Source organism: Rhodococcus shunpengi (genome assembly GCF_048381395.1).
GTDB lineage: Bacteria > Actinomycetota > Actinomycetes > Mycobacteriales > Mycobacteriaceae > Rhodococcus.
The window spans coordinates 377,636-398,841 of record NZ_JBLWIU010000024.1 but is presented as its reverse complement, the minus strand read 5'-3'; the positions used below and the strand labels follow the sequence as shown (position 1 = coordinate 398,841).

General features: G+C 68.0%; 17 protein-coding genes. 4 read left to right on the top strand and 13 right to left on the bottom strand.

The annotated features are described in order from the left end of the window. Window positions 1-40: 40 nt before the first annotated feature. Window positions 41-802, bottom strand: coding sequence for a DoxX family protein (locus ACNJ7K_RS14115; protein ID WP_039585118.1), 762 nt, complete (start codon window positions 800-802; stop codon window positions 41-43). Between the two features lie 77 nt (window positions 803-879). On the opposite strand from ACNJ7K_RS14115, the gene ACNJ7K_RS14110 reads away from it, so the two are divergent. Further along, on the top strand, window positions 880-2,025 hold the full coding sequence (locus ACNJ7K_RS14110) for a PQQ-dependent sugar dehydrogenase (protein WP_230788926.1): 1,146 nt from the start codon (window positions 880-882) through the stop codon (window positions 2,023-2,025). On the opposite strand, the gene ACNJ7K_RS14105 is transcribed toward ACNJ7K_RS14110, so the two are convergent. The 5 genes from ACNJ7K_RS14105 to ACNJ7K_RS14085 all read right to left on the bottom strand — a co-directional run bounded on the left by ACNJ7K_RS14105 (window position 2,026) and on the right by ACNJ7K_RS14085 (window position 7,795). Further along, a complete protein-coding gene (locus tag ACNJ7K_RS14105) occupies window positions 2,026-3,231 on the bottom strand; it encodes a cation:proton antiporter (protein ID WP_159417956.1) in 1,206 nt (401 codons plus the stop codon). Window positions 3,232-3,256: 25 nt separating this feature from the next. After that, the gene (gene gatB / locus ACNJ7K_RS14100) at window positions 3,257-4,765 is read right to left on the bottom strand and encodes an Asp-tRNA(Asn)/Glu-tRNA(Gln) amidotransferase subunit GatB (RefSeq protein WP_016691191.1); all 1,509 of its coding nucleotides are present in this window, start codon (window positions 4,763-4,765) and stop codon (window positions 3,257-3,259) included. Between the two features lie 42 nt (window positions 4,766-4,807). After that, window positions 4,808-5,836 (bottom strand): 6-phosphofructokinase, encoded by a 1,029-nt coding sequence (locus tag ACNJ7K_RS14095; protein WP_120279751.1) that lies wholly within the window; start codon window positions 5,834-5,836, stop codon window positions 4,808-4,810. A 103-nt stretch (window positions 5,837-5,939) separates the two neighbouring features. Continuing rightward, a complete protein-coding gene (locus ACNJ7K_RS14090; RefSeq protein ID WP_120279752.1) occupies window positions 5,940-6,617 on the bottom strand; it encodes a response regulator in 678 nt (225 codons plus the stop codon). 11 nt (window positions 6,618-6,628) lie between these two features. Then, the gene (locus ACNJ7K_RS14085) at window positions 6,629-7,795 is read right to left on the bottom strand and encodes a sensor histidine kinase (protein ID WP_487041852.1); all 1,167 of its coding nucleotides are present in this window, start codon (window positions 7,793-7,795) and stop codon (window positions 6,629-6,631) included. 167 nt (window positions 7,796-7,962) lie between these two features. Here ACNJ7K_RS14085 and ACNJ7K_RS14080 point away from each other — a divergent pair, with 167 nt between their 5' ends. Both ACNJ7K_RS14080 and ACNJ7K_RS14075 read left to right on the top strand, forming a co-directional pair. Beyond that, a complete protein-coding gene (locus tag ACNJ7K_RS14080; protein ID WP_120279754.1) occupies window positions 7,963-8,574 on the top strand; it encodes a hypothetical protein in 612 nt (203 codons plus the stop codon). Then, on the top strand, window positions 8,571-9,833 hold the full coding sequence (locus tag ACNJ7K_RS14075; RefSeq protein WP_487041830.1) for an alpha/beta-hydrolase family protein: 1,263 nt from the start codon (window positions 8,571-8,573) through the stop codon (window positions 9,831-9,833). The genes ACNJ7K_RS14080 and ACNJ7K_RS14075 overlap by 4 nt, the downstream gene beginning before the upstream one ends. Window positions 9,834-9,916: 83 nt before the next feature. Here ACNJ7K_RS14075 and gatA read toward each other — a convergent pair whose 3' ends face one another. Together gatA and gatC are read right to left on the bottom strand one after the other, a co-directional pair. Continuing rightward, entirely contained in the window at window positions 9,917-11,392 is a 1,476-nt protein-coding gene (gatA, locus tag ACNJ7K_RS14070; protein ID WP_120279756.1) for an Asp-tRNA(Asn)/Glu-tRNA(Gln) amidotransferase subunit GatA, read from the bottom strand. Next, the gene (gene gatC / locus ACNJ7K_RS14065; protein ID WP_006554549.1) at window positions 11,389-11,688 is read right to left on the bottom strand and encodes an Asp-tRNA(Asn)/Glu-tRNA(Gln) amidotransferase subunit GatC; all 300 of its coding nucleotides are present in this window, start codon (window positions 11,686-11,688) and stop codon (window positions 11,389-11,391) included. The genes gatA and gatC overlap by 4 nt, the downstream gene beginning before the upstream one ends. Before the next feature lie 368 nt (window positions 11,689-12,056). Between gatC and ACNJ7K_RS14060 the strand changes: the two genes are divergently transcribed. Further along, window positions 12,057-12,707, top strand: coding sequence for an ACT domain-containing protein (locus tag ACNJ7K_RS14060; protein WP_120279757.1), 651 nt, complete (start codon window positions 12,057-12,059; stop codon window positions 12,705-12,707). Window positions 12,708-12,731: 24 nt separating this feature from the next. Here ACNJ7K_RS14060 and ACNJ7K_RS14055 read toward each other — a convergent pair whose 3' ends face one another. From ACNJ7K_RS14055 to ACNJ7K_RS14035, 5 genes are all read right to left on the bottom strand, one after another. Beyond that, entirely contained in the window at window positions 12,732-15,206 is a 2,475-nt protein-coding gene (locus ACNJ7K_RS14055) for a helix-turn-helix transcriptional regulator (RefSeq protein WP_487041829.1), read from the bottom strand. A gap of 226 nt (window positions 15,207-15,432) precedes the next feature. After that, window positions 15,433-16,812, bottom strand: coding sequence for a glutamate decarboxylase (gene gad, locus ACNJ7K_RS14050; RefSeq protein ID WP_225623580.1), 1,380 nt, complete (start codon window positions 16,810-16,812; stop codon window positions 15,433-15,435). Window positions 16,813-16,881: 69 nt separating this feature from the next. Next, window positions 16,882-18,867 (bottom strand): YhgE/Pip domain-containing protein, encoded by a 1,986-nt coding sequence (locus tag ACNJ7K_RS14045; protein ID WP_159417953.1) that lies wholly within the window; start codon window positions 18,865-18,867, stop codon window positions 16,882-16,884. Between the two features lie 3 nt (window positions 18,868-18,870). After that, on the bottom strand, window positions 18,871-19,746 hold the full coding sequence (locus ACNJ7K_RS14040) for a hypothetical protein (RefSeq protein ID WP_120279761.1): 876 nt from the start codon (window positions 19,744-19,746) through the stop codon (window positions 18,871-18,873). Window positions 19,747-19,804: 58 nt separating this feature from the next. Beyond that, on the bottom strand, window positions 19,805-21,085 hold the full coding sequence (locus tag ACNJ7K_RS14035; RefSeq protein ID WP_120279762.1) for a metal-dependent hydrolase family protein: 1,281 nt from the start codon (window positions 21,083-21,085) through the stop codon (window positions 19,805-19,807). Window positions 21,086-21,206 lie beyond the last annotated feature (121 nt).

The window sequence follows — 21,206 nt, the reverse complement described above, 5'->3', positions numbered from 1 at the left end:
GCGGGGCCCTCGCCCTTCGTAATGTCCGGCTTGCCGTGTCTCAGCGTCCGAAGATCCACAGGCACACGCCGGCCGCCACACCCAGCAGCAGCACGACGAACGAGCCCAGGAACGGACGCGTCGCCCACCCGCGTCGCCCGTCGATCGCGATGCGTCCCGGTCCGGTGAGGGTGATCGCCACCGCGCAGGCGACGAGGAGGGCCTCGAATTCGAAGCCCGACGATTCGGCGGCGAAGAACTGGACGCCCGGTTCGAGTTCGTGCTTGAACAGCACCGCGTTGACCATGATCGCGACGATCGCGGCAGCGGCGAACGGGGTGAGCAGACCCAGGACGAGCAGTCCTCCGGCCGCGATCTCACCGACCGCGCCGACGATCGCGAGCACGGCGGGCTGCTGGTATCCCGCATCGCGGAGCAACGACTCGAAACCGTCGAGTCCAGGCCCGTTCCACAGACCCACCAGCTTCTGCAGTCCGTGGGCGACGAGGATCGCCCCGACCGCCGCACGCAGGACGAACAGACCGAGGTCGAGCGTTCCGCGGCGCACCTTCGCCGGGGCCTGTTCTCCGGCGACCACCGCGCCGCCCGTATCCGCACCGTAGACCGGCTCCGGCCGGTACATCTGCTCGGTGGGAGCGGCGTAGGCGTCGCTGCCGAGGGGAGTTCCGCCTGCGCCGAAGTCATCGTCGGATCCGAGATACGACTCGCGTGGTCGGCGCATCTCGAGTGTGTGTTCGTCGGGCTGGTCGCCGTAGGGATTCGAACCCGCGTCCGGTATGCCACCGTTCTTGTTGTCGGCCACGTCCTCAGCCTATGCCCGTGACCGTCCCCGCACCCGGCATCCGTGGGTGCGCGCGTCGTGCCGGTAACGTTTGCGGCATGACACGGGGTACGCGATGGACGGGTTCGTGGGGCGTACGTGCGGCAGCGGCGGTGCTCGCCGTCGGAGTCCTCGCCGTCCCGTCCTGCGCCCGCTTCGACGACTCCGCGTCGACCCCGTTCACTCCCGAGCCCACCTTCGACCCGGGACCGGGCGTCGGACCCCAGGACCCCACCGAGACGACGACGCCGAGCGCCTCCCCCAAGCCACCGGGGCCCTGTGTCGACCCCGATCCGTCCGTGATCGCGACCTGCCTCGACGTCACCGGCGGCCTGGTGACGATGCCCGACGGCAACTCCGCGCTCGTCACCGAGCGTCGGACGGGCCGGATACTGCAGGTCGCCCCGGAGACCGAGCCGGTGGAGATCGCGACCATCCCGGTCGACGGCTCCGGGGACGGTGGGCTGCTGGACGTGGCGCTCTCCCCCACTTTCGCCGAGGACCGACTGCTCTACGCCTACATCACCACGGCCTCCGACAACCGCGTGGTCCGCATCGCCGCGGGTGACACTCCCAAGGACGTGCTGACGGGGATCCCCCGCGGCGCGACGGGCAACTCCGGCGCCATCGAGTTCGTCTCACCCACCGAACTCGCCGTCCTGACAGGCGACGCCGGAAACGCAGCGGCCGCAAACGATCCGAACGTCTTGTCCGGCAAGCTCCTGAACCTGCCGCTCCCAGCCCCCGGCGCGGCACCCGCCCCGTCGGTGATGTTGTCGGGCATCGGCACCGCGGGCGATGTGTGCCGCGACCCCAACGGCAATCTGTGGGTCACCGACCGCACTCCCCTCGAGGACCGGCTCCAGCGGATCGGGGTCGACGGCTCGACCGGCACCGGCCCGGCCTGGACGTGGCCCGAGCGGCCCGGTGTCGCCGGGTGCGCAGCGGCCCCCGACGGGATCGCGATCTCGCTCACCGACGCGAAGGCCGTCGCGGTCGTCGCCACCGATCCGGGCACCGGAGCGGTCACGGCGTCGCCCGTCCTCGCAGCGGAGGACCGTTACGGCATGCTGCGCGGCGCCGCGTCGTCGCCCGACGGCCTGCTGTGGGTCTCGACGGTCAACAAGTCCGGTTCCGAACCGGGACCGAACGACGACCGCGTCGTCCGCATCCAGTTCCCGGCCGGTGGCGGTGGATTCGACTGATCACGCCCGCTCCGGCGTCTCCACCGGTTCGGTGCGGTGGAGCAGTCCCGCGAGCATCGGGAGCACGAGGACGGTGACGGCGCCCGCCGCCACGAGGATCGACGCGCTCGCGTTCGACATCTGGTCGGCACTCACCGCCACGCCCGTGACCGCGACGATCAGGGGAAGACCCGTCGTCGAGTACAGGGCGATCTGCAACTGCTCCGCGGTTCCGAACATCCGCTTTCCGGTCTCGTCACGTTCGAGGCGCGATGCGACGAAGACCGGCACACCCCGCACCAGGACGAGCAGTCCGAGGAATGCCAGCAGGATCCCCGGGGCACTCACGACGGCACCGACGTCGATCGCCATGCCCGAGGTGACGAAGAAGATCGGGATGAGGAAGCCGTAGCCCAGACCATCGAGCTTCTTCTCGAGCCGTTCGTCGCCCGCCGGGATCGTGCGGCGCAGGATGAAACCGGCCGCGAAGGCACCGAGGATGATGTCGAGATCGAAGACGGCCGCGACGGCGATGAGTCCGACGAGCAGCAGCATCGTCAGGCGCACCGGGATCTGGGCGGTGGTGTCGGAACCGAGCCGGACGAACTGGGTGAACCGTGAGCCCTCCCGCAGGATCCAGGTCGGCAGCACGGCGACGACGACGGCCACGACCGCGAACGCCAGCAGGACGATCAGCGAGCCGAGTGCGCCGCGCGCACCGAGCAGGGTCGCCATGGCCACGACGGGCAGCAGCTCTCCGAACGCCCCGTGGTTGAGCACCGAGCGTCCGAGTGGGGTTGCGACGAGTCCGCGGTCGGCGAGGATCGGCAGGAGCGTCCCCAGCGCCGTGGACGTCAGCGCGATCGCCACGGCGATCTCGGCGTGCACCTGACCCGCCGCTCCCAGTGCGGCGACGGTGCCGAGAGCCAACAACATGCACACGCACCAGGTGAACATCGCGCGACGCCCACCCCGCCCGCGCAGCTCGGCGGGGTCGATCTCGTATCCGGCGAGCAGGAAGAGCATCCCCAGGCCGAGTTCGCGCAGGATACCGATCTCGCTGCCCGTCTCCGCGAGGTCGAGCGCGTAGGGACCGATGAGGACACCGGCCACCAGCAGCAGCACGACCTCGGGGACCAGCCGACGCGGAACGGCGCCGGCGATCAGCGGTGCCAGCACCGCCGCGACGGCGATCCAGAACAGCGAGGTGGCTACAGCAGCGTCCATGCGCCGCTACTCTAGCCGCGCAAGATCAACTGCACGCGGCGATGACGAGTTCCTTCACGCGCGCCGGATCGGCCTGTCCGCGAGTGGCCTTCATGACGTCGCCGACGATCTTGCCGGCCGCCTGAACCTTGCCGGACCGGATCTTGTCGGCGATGTCGGGGTTGGCGGCCAGAGCGGCGTCGACCGCGGCCTGCAGCGCCGAATCGTCGCGCACGACCTCGAGACCGCGAGCGGCGACCACCTCGTCGGGCTCGCCCTCACCGGCGAGCACACCGTCGACGACCTGACGGGCCAGCTTGTTCGTCAGCTTGCCGTCGGCCACCAGTGCGATGACGCGGGCGACCTGCTCGGGCGTGATGGGCAGTTCGGCGAGTTCGACACCGCGGGTGTTGGCCTGCTGGGCCAGGTAGGCGACCCACCACGAGCGGGCCTCCGAGGCGGGGGCGCCGGCCTCGGTGGTCGCGATGACGAGATCGAGCGCACCGGCGTTGACGAGGTCGCGCATCTCCTCGTCGGAGACACCCCAGTCGGCCTGGATGCGGGCGCGGCGCAGCCACGGCAGCTCGGGCAGCGTCGCGCGCAACTCCTCGACCCAGGCGGCGTCGGGCGCGATCGGCTCGAGGTCGGGCTCCGGGAAGTAGCGGTAGTCCTCGGCGGTCTCCTTGCGGCGACCGGGCGAGGTGGTGCCGTCGGCCTCCTGGAAGTGCCGGGTCTCCTGGATCACCTCACCACCGGAGACCAGCACGGCCGCCTGGCGGCGCATCTCGTAGCGCACCGCGACCTCGACGGACTTGAGGGAGTTGACGTTCTTCGTCTCGGTACGGGTACCGAACTCCTTCGCGCCGATGGGCATCAGCGAGATGTTCGCGTCGCACCGCATCGAACCCTGGTCCATGCGGACGTCGGAGACATCGAGGGCCTTGAGCAGGTCGCGCAGGGCAGTGACGTAGGCGCGGGCGACCTCGGGGGCGCGCTCGCCGGCACCGACGATCGGCTTGGTGACGATCTCGACGAGCGGCACACCGGCGCGGTTGTAGTCGAGCAGCGAGTGACTCGCACCGTGGATGCGACCGGTGGCGCCACCGACGTGCAGCGACTTGCCGGTGTCCTCCTCCATGTGCGCGCGCTCGATGTCGACGCGCCAGGTGGTGCCGTCGTCGAGCACGACGTCGAGATATCCGTCGGTGGCGATCGGCTCGTCGTACTGCGAGATCTGGTAGTTCTTCGGCTGATCCGGGTAGAAGTAGTTCTTCCGCGCGAAGCGACCCCACGGGGTGATCGAGCAGTTCAGCGCGAGGCCGATGCGGATCGCGGACTCGACGGCAGCCTGGTTGACGACGGGCAGTGCCCCCGGCAGACCGAGGCAGACCGGGCACACCTGCGTGTTGGGCTCGGCGCCGAAGGCGGTCGGGCAGCCGCAGAACATCTTGGTGGCGGTGTGCAGCTCGACGTGCACCTCCATGCCCATCACGGGCTCGAACTTCGCGAGCACGTCGTCGTAGGCGAGCAGGTCAGCGGACACGGAGGCAGTCATGGTGTCGATTTTAGACGGCGCCGGGAGTGCCGACGCGCGGCCTCACCCGAACAGGATCCGCATCTCCTGATAGCGCTCGTCGGGCACGTACTTCGGTTCGGCGAGCTCGTCGAAATCGACCCGGGCGATGTCGGTGCCGTGCAGTGCGACCATGTGCCCCCAGTCCTCCTCGGCGACGAGATCGGTCACCGCCATGCCGAGTCGGGTGGCGAGCACCCGGTCGAATGCCGTGGGGACACCGCCTCGTTGGATGTGCCCGAGGACCGTCGCGCGGGCCTCGATGCCGGTGTGCTTCTCGATGAGCGGCGCGAGCACCTCCGCGATCCCACCGAGGCGCGGCCGGTCGAATCCGTCGAGTCCCTTGGTGGAGTATGCCTCCTCCATCTCGGGGAGTGTGAAGCCCTCGGCGACGACGACCATCGGCGAGCGCCCGCGGTTGCGAACACTCATCACCCACTCGCAGATCTGTTCCAGGCTCTCGGGGTGTTCCGGGATGAGGATGGCGTGTGCGCCGCCCGCGGTGCCCGCGTGCAGTGCGATCCATCCGGCGTGCCGGCCCATAACCTCGAGCACCATGCAGCGTTTGTGGGAGTTGCCGGTGGTGCGGAGGCGGTCGATCGCCACCGTCGCGATCTCGACGGCCGTGTCGAAACCGAAGGTGTAGTCGGTGTGGCTGAGGTCGTTGTCGATCGTCTTCGGCACACCGACGATGCGGATCCCTTCACCGAAGAGCCGCTTCGAGGCTGCGGCGGTGCCCTCTCCCCCGATGGCGATCACGGCGTCGATCCCGAGGCGGTCGAGGGTCTTCTGGATGTTCTGTGCCCCGCCGTCAGGTCCCTGGTACGGGCCGAACCGGCTCGTGCCGAGGATCGTGCCTCCCTGCTGGGCGAGACCGCGAACACGGCTGCGGTCCAACGGGATCACATCGCCCTCGACGAGACCGCGCCAGCCGTCGAGGAATCCGACGAACTCCTGTCCGTGCACCTCGGTCCCCTTGAGCACCGCTCCGCGGATGACCGCGTTGAGACCGGGACAGTCCCCGCCACTGGTGAGAATTCCGATCCTCGTCACGCACTACCTCCCGTCGGATGGACCAGTACCGCAGAACCGGTACTGCCCGGACCGGTGCTGCAGTGCCAATCCTGCCCGTTCGCAGTCGCGACGGCAGCCCGATTCAGCCGGGTGTGACGAGACCGGACTCGTAGGCGAGCACCACGGCCTGCGCGCGGTCGCGCAGATGCAGCTTCCCGAGCACCTTTCCGACGTGGGTCTTGACGGTCTGTTCGGCGACGAACAACCGCTCCGCGATCTCGGTGTTCGACAGGCCGTGCGCGATCAGTTCGAGCACTTCGAGTTCGCGCGGGGTGAGAGGATCGAGGACGCGGTCGCGTCCTCTCGCCGGCCGGCGCCGGCTGGTGACGTCGGCGATGAGGCGGCGAGTGACGGTCGGCGCGAGCAGTGCCTGTCCGTCGGCGACCACCCTCACGGCCCGCACGAGTTCGTCGGCCGGCGCGTCTTTGAGCAGGAACCCGCTCGCTCCCATCCCCAGCGCCTCGTAGACATAGTCGTCGAGATCGAAGGTGGTGAGCATGAGCACCTTCGACCGCGGCTCACGGGTGTCGGCGAGGATGTGCCGCGCCGCGTCGAGACCGTTCATCTCGGGCATGCGCACGTCCATGAGGACGACGTCGGGTCGCAGGCGCGCGACCTCCGAGACGGCCGCTCGACCGTCGGGGGCATCGCCGACGACGCTGATGTCGGGCTGAGCTCCGAGCAGTGCTCCGAAGCCCTGCCGAACCATGGCCTGGTCGTCGGCGATGAACACGGTGATGGGAGGGTGCGGTTCGGTCATCGGCACCCACCTTAGGCCCCGGTCAGCACCGGGAGGACCGCTCGGACCTCGAAACCTCCTCCGGGCCGGGGATGGGCGACGAGTTGTCCGCCCACGACGGACGCGCGTTCGACCATGCCCAGGATTCCGTTGCCGCCGCTGCGGTCCGACGGACGAACGGTGGCGACGAGGTCGTCGACCGACGACTGTCCGTTGGTCACTTCCACCGTGACGGTCGCCGGCTCCCACAGCAGCCGCGCGCACACGCGGGCACCGGGAGCGTGCCGGGCCGCGTTCGCGAGCGACTCCTGCAGGATCCGGTAGACCGTCAGGCCGACACCGTCGGAGACACGCCCCGGCACTCCGTCGATTCGGGTCTCGAGCAACATCCCCGCGCGACGCGAGGACTCGAACAGGTCGTCGATGCGGTCGAGACCCGGCTGGGGTTCGTGCTCGGGGAGTTGCCCGTCGCTGCGGAGGACCCCGAGCAGGGTGCGGACCTCGTTCAGTGCTTCCCGCGCGGTCGCACCGAGGGCGTCGAATTCGGCGCGCACGTCGTCGTTCACGTCCGGAAGCCGATAAGGGGCGCTCTGTGCCTGCACGACGATCATCGACATGTGGTGGGCGACGATGTCGTGCAGGTCGCGTGCGATGTGCGCCTTCTCCTCGAGGATGGCGCGACGCGCACGTTCGAGCTCGCTGACCTCCTCCTCCCGGGCTAGTTGCCGTCGGGAGATCAGCAGCCAGCGCACCAGCAACCCGAAGACGACGACGGCGGTGATACCGATGCCCCATCCCCAGCCGTTGCGGCCGGGAACGAACGCCGCGAACAACAGGACGGTCGCGACCCACACGACCAGCACGAGGCGGATCTCCTCGCGGATCGCAACGGCGAACACCAGCGCAAGCATCACCAGGATGTGCACGACCTGCCACGGATAGTCGTAGCCGGAAACCAGGTCGAACGCTATCGGGATGACGAGTCCGGCCGCCGCGGCCGCCGCCCACCCCAGAGCCGGCCGGACGAGCACGAGGAGGAACGGGAACACCGCCATCCCCGAGATCAGCGGCAACAGCGGCGGGGAGATGTCGTGTGTCAGGGGCAGCGTCGGCCACGCGATCGCATAGAGGATCAACGTCACGGTGACCACGGTGACGACGCTCCACCGTCCCCGGCCCAGGCGTCCCGCGGTTCTCACGCCGGATTTCGCAAGCTCTTTCACCTCACCCACGCTATGAGCCTCGGTCTCGACTGTCCTCATACCTGGGGGTGAGATCCGCGTAGCTCTGCAGGTGGTGCCGGCCTGCTCGAGATCGCTCCGGCGCGGGGTCCGATGGAGGGCTGTGCGTTCCTAGCGTCGCCGGCATGACAGTGAAATCCGCAGTGGTCCGAGTCGCGTCGGTCGCCTTCCTCGCCACCGCGGCATATGCCGCCGTGCCGGGGGCGCTCGCCCACTCCGCCGCGCCCCCGACGGAAGACGCCGCGACCGCAGCGACGGTGACGGCGCTCGTCGCCGACGACGCGGAGCGAGCACTGTCGTCCCTGCCGACCGATTTCACCGCCGTGATGGGGTACACGCCGATCGTCGAACAGTGGGCGGACGGAACGACCGTCCTCGCCGATCCGGAGGGTGACTGCTCCACGCCGGTTCCGGTGCCGGCGGCGTTCGAATCGGCATGCCGGGTCCACGATTTCGGATACGACCTCCTGCGGTACGCCCACATCACCGGTGGCGAGCTGGTCACCGATGCCCGGCGCGAACTCGACGGGCTGTTCGCGCGACATCTCGACACCGTCTGTCGTTCCGAACCCGACATCGCGTCGTGCATGCCGGTCGCAGGAATCTCTTCTGCAGCAGTGGAATTCAATTCGTGGCGACAGGGTCACCGGACGCCTGTCGCGGAATCGCCGTGGGCCCTGGCCGTCGCTGCGGGCTCGGTCGCCCTGGGCTTCACGGCACGAAAGGTGCGGCGATGACGGTCCTCACGGTGGTTCTCGCGACGGTGATCTCCCTCGCCCCTCCCCTGCTGCCGCGACAGTCGGTCGTACAGGGCGTCGTCACAGGTTTGTCAGTGGTGATCGCGCTGGCGGTGCTTCGCATCGTCATGGCCGCGCGACGGCGGGCCGGGCGACCTCCGCGACCCGCGAGGCCGGAACTGCGTGTGCCGGTCGCGCTCGTCGGCGGGTCCGTCCTGCTGGTCGCGGCAGCCGGTGCGCATCGCTGGCAGAACGGTGTGCGGGAGGCGATGTCGGTCCCTCCCCTGAACCAGCGCTACTGGTTCGAAGCGCTGACGGTCGCAATCGTGGTCGCGGCGGCGCTGCTCGCCGTTCCGCGCCTCGTGCGTCTCCTGTCGCGGCGCCGGGTGACGGCGGTCGCCCTGGTGACGTTGGGGATCGGTGCCGTAACGGTTGTCGTCTCCCCCGGGGAGACGATCGGCGCCGCCTCCTCCACCGCCCTGCCGGCCGGCCTGTCCGGTGGCGCGGGGTCGGCCGTGTCGTGGAACCGGTTGGGGCGCGAGGGGCAGAAGTTCGTGTCCCTGCCCGCCGAGGGGTCCCCGATCCGGATCTACGTGCCGTTGTCGGCCGCGCCGGATCCGTCTGCGCGCGCGGAGTTCGCAGTGGACGAACTCCGACGGTCGAGAGCCTTCGACCGACCGCATCTCGTGGTGGCCGTGCCGACCGGCTCGGGTTGGGTCGATGCCGCTGCGGTCCGTGGCTTCGAGCACCGGTGGGGCGACGACGTCGCCATCGTCGCCCAGCAGTACTCGGACATGCCGAGCTGGGCGACCTTCGTCCTCGACCGCGGTGCCGCGGAGGAGGAGGCCCGGGCGCTCGTCACCGCACTGCGAGCACACCTGTCCACGCTGCCCGACGAGCAACGTCCCGCCCTGCACGTCTACGGGCAGTCCCTGGGCGCGACCGGCGCGAGCGCCGTCTTCGACGACGAACCGGAGCCGTGTGCACTGTTCCTCGCGGGGCCGCCCGCGGGTGTCCGCACCGCCGGCGCGAGTGTCCGGGCGAACGCCTCCGACCCTGTGGTGTGGTGGCGGCCGTCGCTGCTGTGGTCGCCGCCGGATCTGTCGCATGCGCGCGCCGATGCCCCGATCCCGCGGTGGCTGCCGGTGGTGTCGTTCGTGAACACGACGGTGGACCTGCTCACCTCGCTCGAGGCCCCACCCGGTCACGGGCACCGCTACGGCGACGATCAGGCGCGGTGCACCTCCGCCCACGGATAGATCGCATCCGGATGGATCGGCGCCCGGATACACCGCGACCCGCCGGCCGACGAACGGCACGGCGGGTCGTGGTGTGGAGAGGATCAGGCGACGATGGGTCCTCGTGCCGCCTCGAAGGCCGCACCCACCCGGTACAGACGCTCGTCGGCGAGAGCCGGGGCCATGATCTGCAGGCCGACGGGAAGACCGTCGTCCGCCGAGAGACCGGACGGCACCGACATCGCGCAGTGTCCCGCGAGGTTGGTCGGGAGCGTGCACAGATCGGACAGGTACATCGCCAGCGGGTCGTCGACCTTCTCGCCGAGCTTCCACGGTGTGAACGGACTCGTGGGCGAGACCAGAACGTCGACCTGCTCGTAGGCCTTCTCGAAGTCCTGCGCGATGAGGGTCCGGACCTTGAGGGCCTGACCGTAGTAGGCCTCGTAGTAGCCGGAGGACAGCGCGTAGGTACCGATCATGATGCGGCGCTTGACCTCCTTGCCGAAACCGGCGGCGCGGGTCGCGGCCATGACCTGCTCGGCGCTCATCGTGCCGTCGTCGACGCGCATGCCGTACCGCATGGCGTCGAAGCGGGCCAGGTTCGAGGAGACCTCCGACGGCAGGATCAGGTAGTACGAGGCGAGCGCGTACTCGAAGTGCGGGCACGACACCTCGACGACCTCCGCGCCGAGCTTCGTGAGCATCTCGACCGCCGCATCGAACGACGAGAGCACGCCGGGCTGGTAGCTGTCGGAGTGCAGCTCCTTGACCACGCCGACCTTCAGGCCCTTCAGGTCGCCGGCCGCACCCTGGCGCGCCGCCTCCACGACGGGACGCACGGGGGCGTTCACCGACGTCGAGTCGCGCGGATCGTGCCCGGCGATGACCTCGTGCAGCAGTGCCGTGTCGAGGACGGTGCGGCCGCAGGGTCCACCCTGGTCGAGCGACGACGCGCAGGCGACCAGGCCGTACCGCGAGACCGTGCCGTAGGTGGGCTTGGTGCCGACGGTGGCGGTGACGGCGGCGGGCTGGCGGATCGAGCCACCGGTGTCGGTGCCGATCGCGAGCGGGGCCTGGTACGACGCGAGCGCCGCAGCGGAACCACCACCGGAGCCACCCGGGATACGGCTGGTGTCCCACGGGTTGCGGGTGGGACCGTAGGCCGAGTTCTCGGTGGACGAACCCATCGCGAACTCGTCCATGTTGGTCTTGCCGAGGATGGGGATCCCGGCCTCGCGCAGCTTCGTGGTGAGCGTCGCGTCATAGGGCGAGACCCAGCCCTCGAGGATCTTCGAACCGCACGTGGTGGGCATGTCCGTGGTGGTGAACACGTCCTTGAGCGCGAGCGGCACACCGGCGAGCGCCGAGGCCGGCTTCTCGCCTGCGGCGACAGCACGGTCGACCTCGGCCGCGGCGGCGAGCGCCTGCTCGGAGGCGACGTGCAGGAAGGCGTTGTACTCGCCGTCCACCTCGGCGATGCGATCGAGGTGGGCCTGGGTGACCTCCACCGACGACAGTTCGCCGGCATGGATCTTCGACGCCAGGGTCGCGGCGTCGAGGCGTGTCGTATCCGTGCTCATTCGCCCTCTCCCAGGATCTGCGGGACCGAGAAGCGGTCCTCCTCGACGGCCGGCGCACCGGAGAGCGCCTGCTCGGGCGTGAGACCGGGGACGACGACGTCGGGTCGCGTCACGTTGGTGACGGCGTTCGGGTTCGCCATGGGAGCCACATCGTCCGCGGCCACCTCCGACACCGCCTTGACGTGGTTGAGGATCGAATCCAACTGACCGGCGAACTCGTCGAGTTCGGCATCGGTCAGCGCAAGCCGGGACAACCGGGCGAGATGCGCGACCTCGTCACGGGAGATGGCAGGCACCGTGAATGGCCCCTTTCCGATGGAGAGTGAACGTCCTGTCCAGGGTAATGCGTCCTGGAAGCGACGGCGCACGCGGTTCGGGCGACATCACTCGTCGCGCGGTCGGCGACGCATCCGGCCCGCCGATGTTGCCAGCTTCGCAACGCTGTGTTGCGTTCGTGTGACATGCCCCGTCGCGACCGGGGATTTTCGGTGGGGTCGGCATATTTTCGGGTCTGCACCGTCCCTGACGCCGTCGACGGGGTGCAAGGATGTGGTCTGCCAGAGGTCGACACGGGCCCCTGGGCCGGCATGCGGATGCCGGCGCACCACGTGCCGTCGATGCGGCGTTCGTCGACGGCACGAAACCGACTGGGGAAAGGACTCACGTGTCGTACCTCTTGCGTGTCAGGCTCCCCGATCGTCCCGGCAGCCTCGGCTCGCTCGCCCTGGCACTCGGTTCGGTCGGCGCCGACATCCTGTCGCTCGACGTCGTCGAACGCGGCACGGACTTCGCGATCGACGATCTCGTCGTCGACGTCGAGCCGGGCAAGCTCCCCGACACGCTGCTCACCGCGGCCGAGGCCCTGCCCGGTGTGACGGTCGACTCGATCCGTCCCTACGCCGGAATCCTCGACACCCATCGCGAACTCGAACTGATCGATCACGTCGCCGCCGCCCGCGACGACCGCATCCAGATCCTCGTCGACGGCGCTCCCCGGGTGCTTCGTGTGGGCTGGGCGACCGTGCTCGGAGTCGGCCCGAACGGCGTCTTCCGCATCGCGGGGAGCCCGGGTTCGCCGGAGACCCACCTCGACGGCGTCCCCTGGATGCCTCTCGCCGAGGCCACCCTGCTCGACCACGACGGTGAGTGGGTGCCGCAGCTCTGGCGCGACATGGACACGATGCTCGCGGCGGCTCCCCTCGGCTCGCCCGAACGCGTCCTCGTCCTCGGCCGTCCCGGCGGACCGGAGTTCCGTCCGTCCGAGATCGCACGCATCGGTTACTTCGCGGGCATCGTCGGCACCGTCCTCCGATAGTCCCCCGAGGGTCTGGGACAGGATTCAGCCGACGACGAGCCTGCGTGCCTGCGCGATCGCTTCCTCACGCGAATGCACGCCCAGTTTCCGGTAGAGGGAACGCAACTGGGTCTTGACGGTGTTGAGGGTGACGAACTGTTCCTTGGCGATCGTGCTCGCCGTCCCGCCGGCGAGCAATGCGTCGAGGACCGCGCGCTCGCGCGGAGTCAGCCGTACGACGACACGGATCTCGCGGAAGATGCCGTACTCGGCCATCGCCGAGTCGAGATCGATCGGCAGTTCGACACCCAGGGACAGGATGTCGCGCACGGCCGACGGTGGGACACCGAGGAACGGCCGCGTCACTCCTGCATGTTCCGCCAGCACGACGGCCCGCTGGAGATGCCGTCGCGCGTCGGTGCGGCGACCGAGTCGCAGCGCCGCCACCGAGCCGATCAGGGCGAGTTCCGCACCGACGGCCGGACAGTGCTCACGGGCCGCATCCCCGCGATGCACGATCACCTCGGCACCTCCGGGATCACCGCCGAGCAGCCGCAATCGCGCACGGGCCGGAGCCGTGAGGGGATGCGTCGACCCGGCGAGCAACTCGCGCGCCGCGCCGGCCTCCCCGAGCGCGAGGTGCAGATCGGCACGCGCGGCATCGACCAACAGCGCGGAGATACCGATGAGGCGATGGGAGAAGTGCTGCAACTCCGAATCTATGTACAGCAGGCCGTCGGCGGGCACACCACTCAGCAACGCCAGTCGACCGCGCGCGTACAGGACGGACGCCCACAGCTCTTCCGTGTGGCGGGGCGTGCCGAGCTCGGAGAGCGCGCGGAAGGCCGTGCCGGTGTCGAGCCGGTCGAGTGCCACGAGCGCGGCGGCGGCCAGACCCGCCGTACGGACGAGGACCTCGGCCTCTCCCAGGATCGGCGGATGCCGGCGTTCCTCCTCGATCCACCGGGTGGCCTCGTGCGTCCGGCCCCGGAGCGCTTCGAGGAGCGCGAGTTTGCCTGCGGCCTCCCGCTCGACGAACACCCCTCGCCCCGCCGTGTGGGCGTGGCGCAGCATCGTTCCGGCATCGGTGGTGCGTCCGCCGAGGAGGTAGACGGTGCCGAAGTTGAGGTACCTCAGTCCGTGGGCGTGCCGGGTCGCGGTGTCGAGCGTCTCGAAATCCGGCACGGGTTCGGTGGCCAGGCCGTCGCACACCTCCATCGCCTCGTCGTAGGAACCCTGCATCCGGAGACTTCCGAGGCGGAGGACCGCTTCGAAGGACTGCGGGAATGTCCACTCCCTCGGCTCTTCCGAGCCGTTCCGGGCACGGGTGATCGTTCGCAGCGATGCGACGGTGCGATCGTCGGCCGTCATGTCGTCGGGGAGCAACTCGAGCAGCACGACCCCCAGGGAGCGGAGTGATCCGCTCCCGTAGAGTGCCACCCAGTTCTTCTCGACGATGCCGATCGCGCACTGCCAGTCGCGCCGCTCCACGGCATGTTCGAGGGCGATGTCCGGACGCGCGCGCTGCAGCCAGTGGTCGATGAGAGCCGACTGCGCATCCCACAACTCGTCCGGGTATTCCGCGTTGCCCACCCGCAGGAGTGACCTTCGGACGACCTCGGGATAGCACCAACCGGTCTCGTCGTCCGTCGAGCCGTCGTCCGCCGAGCAGGCCTCGATCAGTCCCGATTCGACCAGTGCGGCAAGGAAGGCGTCGCTGTCGGAGATGTGCGGTAGGGCCGAGATCGACGTCCGGGTCACCGTGTTCGGTGCGGCGGAGACGAGGACCGAGCGGGAGGACAGTGCCGGTGAGGACTCCGCCGCCACCACATGCATGACGACGAGATCTACTGCCGAGTCGACGAGGGCGTCGGCGCCGTAGGCCCGGTGCGGCTTCTCGGCGCGCAACGTCGCGCACACCGCCGCGACGAACGCGGCTGATCCTTCGGTCCGGCGGATGATCCACTCGATGGTGCGTTCGTCGCGTGCGAGTCCGAAGAGGCGACACAGTGCAGCGGTCTCGTCCACGGTGAACGCCAGGTCGTCGGCGCCGACGATCGTCCTGCGCGGGTGTCCGTCGACATGTTCGGTCCACGATCCCGCAGCTCTGCTGGTGGCCACGACCCGCACCTGCGGACCGAGTTGCAGCAACTGCCCGACCCGGTCCTCGATCGACTCGACCGACCGGACGCCGTCGAGCACGAACATCACCGGTCGGGCGTGCCGGACCAGTACCGAACACACCGTGTCGAAGGAGCGTTCCGCTGCAACGGGTTCGTCGATTCCGAGGGAGTTGCACAGCGACGACGCCACCGTCGCCCAGTACGTCTCGGGTGTGACATCGTGCGCGGGTTCGGGAACCACGACGGGCACCATCTCGGGACACGGGTCGGTCGCCAGCCACGTGTTGACGAGTGTCGTCTTGCCCGAGAAGGGACCACCGACGAGCACGACGAGTTCGGAATGTGCAGACAGAACGGAGAACAATCGGCGACGAGACAAGGGCATCGTTCTCGGCACGTCCACTATCCCTTTCGCATCCGGGCAGCATCGTCCCCGAAACGGACTCACAGATATGTGCAGATATTAGCAGCCTGCAGGTGAAATGACGGGTTTCACCGGAATTCCGTTCACGCGTCGAGAATCACACCGGAGTAATTCCGCACCTCCGTTCACGCGGTCCACGAACGGTTTTCACGCCGGCGGGGGAGAAACTCGGTGAGCTTCTCCCCCGCCGTGACATCGTTCAGTGTGCGAATGCCTGGTCGGTGTGGCCGCGGCCGACCCCCTTACGGAGATATTCGACGACCTCGGCGATGTCCTTGCCGAGCTTGTACGCGAGATCGCGACTGAATCCCTCACGGAGCACGATGCGCAACACCGCAATGTCCTCGGCGTCGGCCGGCATCGTGTAGGCGGGAACCTGGAATCCGCGGGCCCGCAGTTCGTGGGAGATGTCGAAGACCGTGTATCCCGGATCTCCCACCACCCGGAAGGACAGCACCGGGATCGCCGAACCGTCGGTGATGATCTCCATGTCGTCGATCTCGGAGATCATCTGCGACAACATCAGTGCGGTGTCGCGGAGGGACTCCATGATCTGGGTGTACCCGGCGACGCCGAGACGGATGAAGTTGTAGTACTGCCCGACCACCTGATTACCCGAGCGCGAGAAGTTCAGGGTGAAGGTCGGCATGTCGCCGCCGAGGTAGTTGACCCGGAAGACCAGATCCTCGGGCAGGTGTTCCTTCGACCGCCACACCACGAAGCCGATGCCCGGATAGGTCATGCCGTACTTGTGGCCACTGACGTTGATGGATACCACGCGCGGTACTCGGAAGTCCCATTCGAGTTCCGGATGGAGGAACGGGACGACGAATCCACCGCTGGCGGCGTCGACGTGCAGGGGCACATCGGGACCACCGGAACCGGCGAGTTCGTCGAGCACCGCCGCGATCTCCGCGACGGGTTCGAGTTCACCGGTGAAGGTCGTGCCGAGGATCGCGACCACCCCGATGGTGTTCTCATCGACCGCGTCGCGGACCTGTTCCGGGGTGATGACGTAGCGGCCGGGCTCCATCGGCAGGTACTTCGGTTCGACATCGAAGTAGCGGCAGAACTTCTCCCATACCACCTGAACATTGCTGCCGAGCACGAGGTTCGGTTTGGTCGCATCCTTGCCGGCCGCCTGCCGTGCCTGACGCCAGCGCCACTTGAGAGCGAGACCGGCCAGCATCACGGCCTCGGACGATCCGACCGTCGAGACACCCGTCGCCGACGCGGGATCGGAGGGAGACAGATCCTCGGCGTGGAACAGTGCCGCCACCATGTTGACGCACCGGGTCTCGATCTCCGCCGTCGCCGGGTACTCGTCCTTGTCGATCATGTTCTTGTCGAACGTCTCCGCCATCAGGCGATCGGCCTGCGGATCCATCCACGTGGTGACGAAGGTGGCCAGGTTGAGCCGTGAGCTGCCGTCGAGCATCAGCTCGTCGTGAATGAACCGGTACGCCGCTTCGGGTTCGGTTTCCGACTTCGGGAGTCTCAGAGCGGGAATCGGGTCGGTACCGAGCCGGCCCGTGTAGGCGGGTGCGAGTGTCTCGCTCGGAGCGGTGGGATCTGACATGGCTACCTCCATTTTTCGCGCATCGAACACTCGTCCGATCCGGTGGACGTCGGGGTATTCGGGCGGTCCTCACACCTCGATCGGCGGGTACAGCCTCTCCATCGTGTAGCGGCGGTTGCGCCGGACCGACAGGGCACTCAGGGTCAACGATACGAGCAGGATTCCGGCCAGGACAGCGATTGCGGTCCACAATCGCGAATCGATGTTCTCGGCGACGGTGAGCTGCCGCAGACCGTTGACGGTGTAGGTCATCGGGTCGAACGGGTGGATGTACTGGAACGGCTTCGCGGTGGTCGGCACGGGGTAGATACCGCCGGCCGAGACCAGTTGCAGCATCAGGAAGGCCAAGGTCACCACCCGACCGACGGCGACGCCGAAGATCGCGTTGAATGCCTGGATCATGGCCAGATACGTCGCGGAGATCAACATCAGGAACAGGATCGTCCCCACCACGTGCTTCACGTCCAGTCCGACGCCGAAATGGACGACCGTGTACATCACGACCACCTGCAGGATGCCCACCAGCAGAGCCGGCCAGTACGACGCGAGGACCGTACGGTAGGCACCGAGTCCCGCGACGGTGGGCCGCGACTGCAACGGGGTGAGCAGCATCCAGGTGATGATGCCGCCGACGAACAGGGCGAGCGACAGGAAGAACGGGGCGAAACCGGTACCGAAGGTGGGTGCCTCGTTCGTGTAGTTCTGTTGCAGAGCAACCGGAGTCGACAACGTCTCGGCGGTGGCGGTGCGTTGTTCGTCCGTCCAGCTCGGCACCTGGGTGGCACCCTGGCTCAAGGCCTGCGCGAGTTCTTGCGAACCCGACTGCAACTCGACCATCCCCGAGGACAGCTCTCCTGCTCCGTCGGCCAACTGGACACTGCCGTCGGTGAGTTGGACGAGACCGGAGTTCAGCGTGGCGGCACCGGAGCTCAGTTCGTCGACACCGCTGCGGAGTCGGTTCACCTCCGCCGCCAGTCCCCCGTTCGACAACGTCGCCAGGGCTCCCTGCAGCGGACTGTTCGGGTTGCCGAGTTGATACTCGAGTTGTTCGGCGTCTGCCTGCAGACGCATGATCTCAGCGCGTAGGGCGTCGGCATCGGAGGCCGCCTGTTGCGCCGTCAGCGGTGTCAACGCGGTGATCGCCTGCTGCACGACCGGATCGGAGCTCCGGTTCAGGATGTCGACGACCTGCTGTACGGCCTGGTTCACCGTCGACTGCGTGGTCTGCGGTACCCGCGATTCGAGGGCGTCGAGCGAGGCCCGCAGCTCCGCCGCCTGTCCGGCGACACCCGAGAGGGCACCGCTGTCGAGCGCGCTGAGCAGCGGACCCGCCACGCCGTCGATCGCGGTCGCGAGTTCGTTCGCGCCGGCGGCGAGCTGCGCCGACCCGTCTCGCGCCGTGACCATGTTCGTCGCGAGCTCCTGCGATCCCGAGGCGAGCTGGTCCGCGCCGCTCTTGGCCGTGTCGATGCCGTCGGCGAGCTGCCCGGCACCGTCGGCGGCCTGCTTCAGACCCGAGCCTGCGCTCTCGAGACCGGTGAGCACGGTCCCGACACCTTGGGCACCGATCGTGGAGTTCACCTGTCCGATCACCTGTTCGGACGCGTCCTGCCCGATGATCGTCGCGAGATAGTTGTTCGCATCGTTGAAAGTGAAGACCAGATTCGCCTTCTCCGGGTTGTCGCCGTTGGGGGATTCGACCGCTTCGGTGAAATTCTCCGGAATCGTGATGGTGTAGTAGTACTTTCCGTCGGCCAGACCCGCGACGGCGTCCTCTTCCGACACCTCCGCCAGATCGAGCTGGCCGGATGCGATGAGGGACTTCACGACCTGATCGCCGGCGTCGACCTGTTCCCCCGTCGACGAACGACCGGTGTCGTTGTTGACGATCGCCGCGGGAATCTTGTTCACCGCACCGAACGGGTTCCAGAAGGCCCACAGGTACATGGCGCCGTACAGCAATGGCATGAGAATGATCGTCGCGATCGCGATGCGCGGCATCGTGCCGCGGAAATATCGCTTCGAGTCGCTACCGAGAGAGACGCCTGCGAGCACTCGTCACTTCCTCTTCGTCAGGACGCCGATGTCACCGGGTCCGAGCAGATCGTGCATGTCCACCACGGCTCGCACCCGGACACCGGGTTCGACGGGGTTCACGTCGCCGATGATCACCGACTGGTTCTCGCCGAGTGCGACGAGCCGGTCGAGCAGGGTGGCACGCTCGACGTCGTCGGCGATCCGATCGATCCGGCCGACCACCAGCAATGGGGGACGCCGGGTGTTCGCCACCGAGATCCGCAGGAGCAACTGTTGGAGTTCGGGAAGATCGTCGACGAACGCCTCGAGCGGTGGCAGCGGTACGTCGCCGAAGATCTCCTCGCACATCTCGGCGACACCGTCCTCACGGACCCGCGGAACGAACCGGTACCAGGGGGAATCCCACCGCTTCTGCTCGGTGACGAGATCGCGCACGGTGACCGATGGGCGTACCTCGTCGAGCTCGTTCATGCAGGCGATCGCCGACCGCGCGATGATCTTCTGCGGTCTGTCTTCGCCGAGAACCGTCAGCGATCCTCGGGTCAGTCGCATCCGTCCGCACAGAGCCATGAGCAGCGCGGTCCGCGCAGCACCGGCCTGCGCGGCCAGAACCGTCACTCCCCCGGCGTCGAGGTCCAGGTCGAGGGGGCCGAAGACATGTCCCCACGGTCCGTGGAGTTCGATCCCGCGCGCCGACACGAGTGTGCCCGGCGTCTGCCGTGCGGTTGCCCGCTGCACGACCGGAGTCCCGTACGGCGGGGTCTCGAGATCATCCGGTTCGGCTGCGCCCACCGGTGTTCCGCCGTAGTTTCCGTCCGCGACGAAAGGATCCTCGAGTTGCTCGTCCGACAACTCGTCCCATGCCTCTGCGTCGCTGTGCTGTCCGTAATGAGTCACCGACCGTCCTTGCGCCGAGCGAGTGGGGCGTGGTGCCGTGTCCGATGCGCCGCCACGGTCACAGGCTGTTCTTGACGACGTGACCGTTCTTCACGATGACCGACAGGTTCTTTGCCGGATCGGCGATCAGACTCAGATCCTCGAGCGGGTTGCCGTCGACGAGGAGCACGTCCGCCCAGGCGCCCTTGTCGATCACACCCCATCGGGCCTGACGGTAGGGATCGCGTTCGCCTGCGAGCCGAAACAGTTCGGCGTTGCCGGAGGTGAGCATCCTCAGCGCGTCGAGGTTGCTGTAGTGGTCGCCGAGCCGCGCGGCCATCTCGCTCTGACGCGGCGCGATCTGCGGTTCGAGCAGCAGATCGGTTCCCCAGGCCGTCTTCACACCGTGCTTCTGTGCCCACTCGTAGACCTGGTCGGTGCCGGTGCAGATCTGCTTGTCCTTCTCCGCACGATCCGGATCGGGATAGTGGTGGTCGCCGAGCGCGAAGGGCTGCATCGACAACCACACCTCCTTCTCCGCGAGCAGTGCGACGGTCTCCTCGTCGGCGAGATGGCCGTGCTCGATCGACTTCACCCCGGCCGCGACCGCGCGACGGATGCCGGTGACGTTGTAGACGTGGGTGGCCACGTAGGTGCCGTAGTCGGATGCGGCCTGGACGGCGGCCCGCAGTTCCCTGTCGATGAACTGGACGGTGTACAGCGGGTCGTACATGGACGCCGCTCCGCCGCCGACCATCAGTTTGATCTGCGATGCACCCTTCTTGAGTTGCTCGCGCACGGCTGCGAGGACCCGGTCCTCACCGTCGGCGACCCGCATGAAGCCGATCTGTTCGGCCCGGGCCTGATTTCCGCCGAGGGCGGTGGGGCATTCGTAGACGAAGCCGAAGTCGCCGTGCCCGGAGGTCTGCGAGATCGCGGCCTGGGACGGGTAGATGCGGGGTCCGTCGAACAGTCCCCGGTCGATCACCGATTTGATGCTGCCGGTGTCGCCGGCCATGTCGCGGACGGCGGTGAAGCCGCGCAGCAGCATGTTGCGGGCCTCGGCGAGGCCGTTGAGCGCGATGTGTGCTTCGCTGCCCATCACCATGTCGATGTAGGAGTTCGCGTTGCCGACGAGGTGGACGTGCGCGTCGGACATGCCGGGCATGAGGACCCGTCCGCCGCCGTCGATCACGTCGGTTTCGCGGCCGGGTTCGTCGCCGATCGGCGATTCGGATACGGCGACGATGCGGTCTCCGTCGATCAGTACGTCGCCGGTGACGAGCTCTCCGGAAATTCCGTCGAAAACTCGCACATTACGAAAAAGAATTCGATGAGGGGACTTGCCGGTTTCCGTCATGGCTGGGACGCTAACGCGCATCGAACACGACTTCCGACCAACCGAAAGGATCCCGAACCAATTCACCCCACCCGTTCACCCTTTTTCGAAAAAGCATTCTGAACAGCACCTATCCGATCGG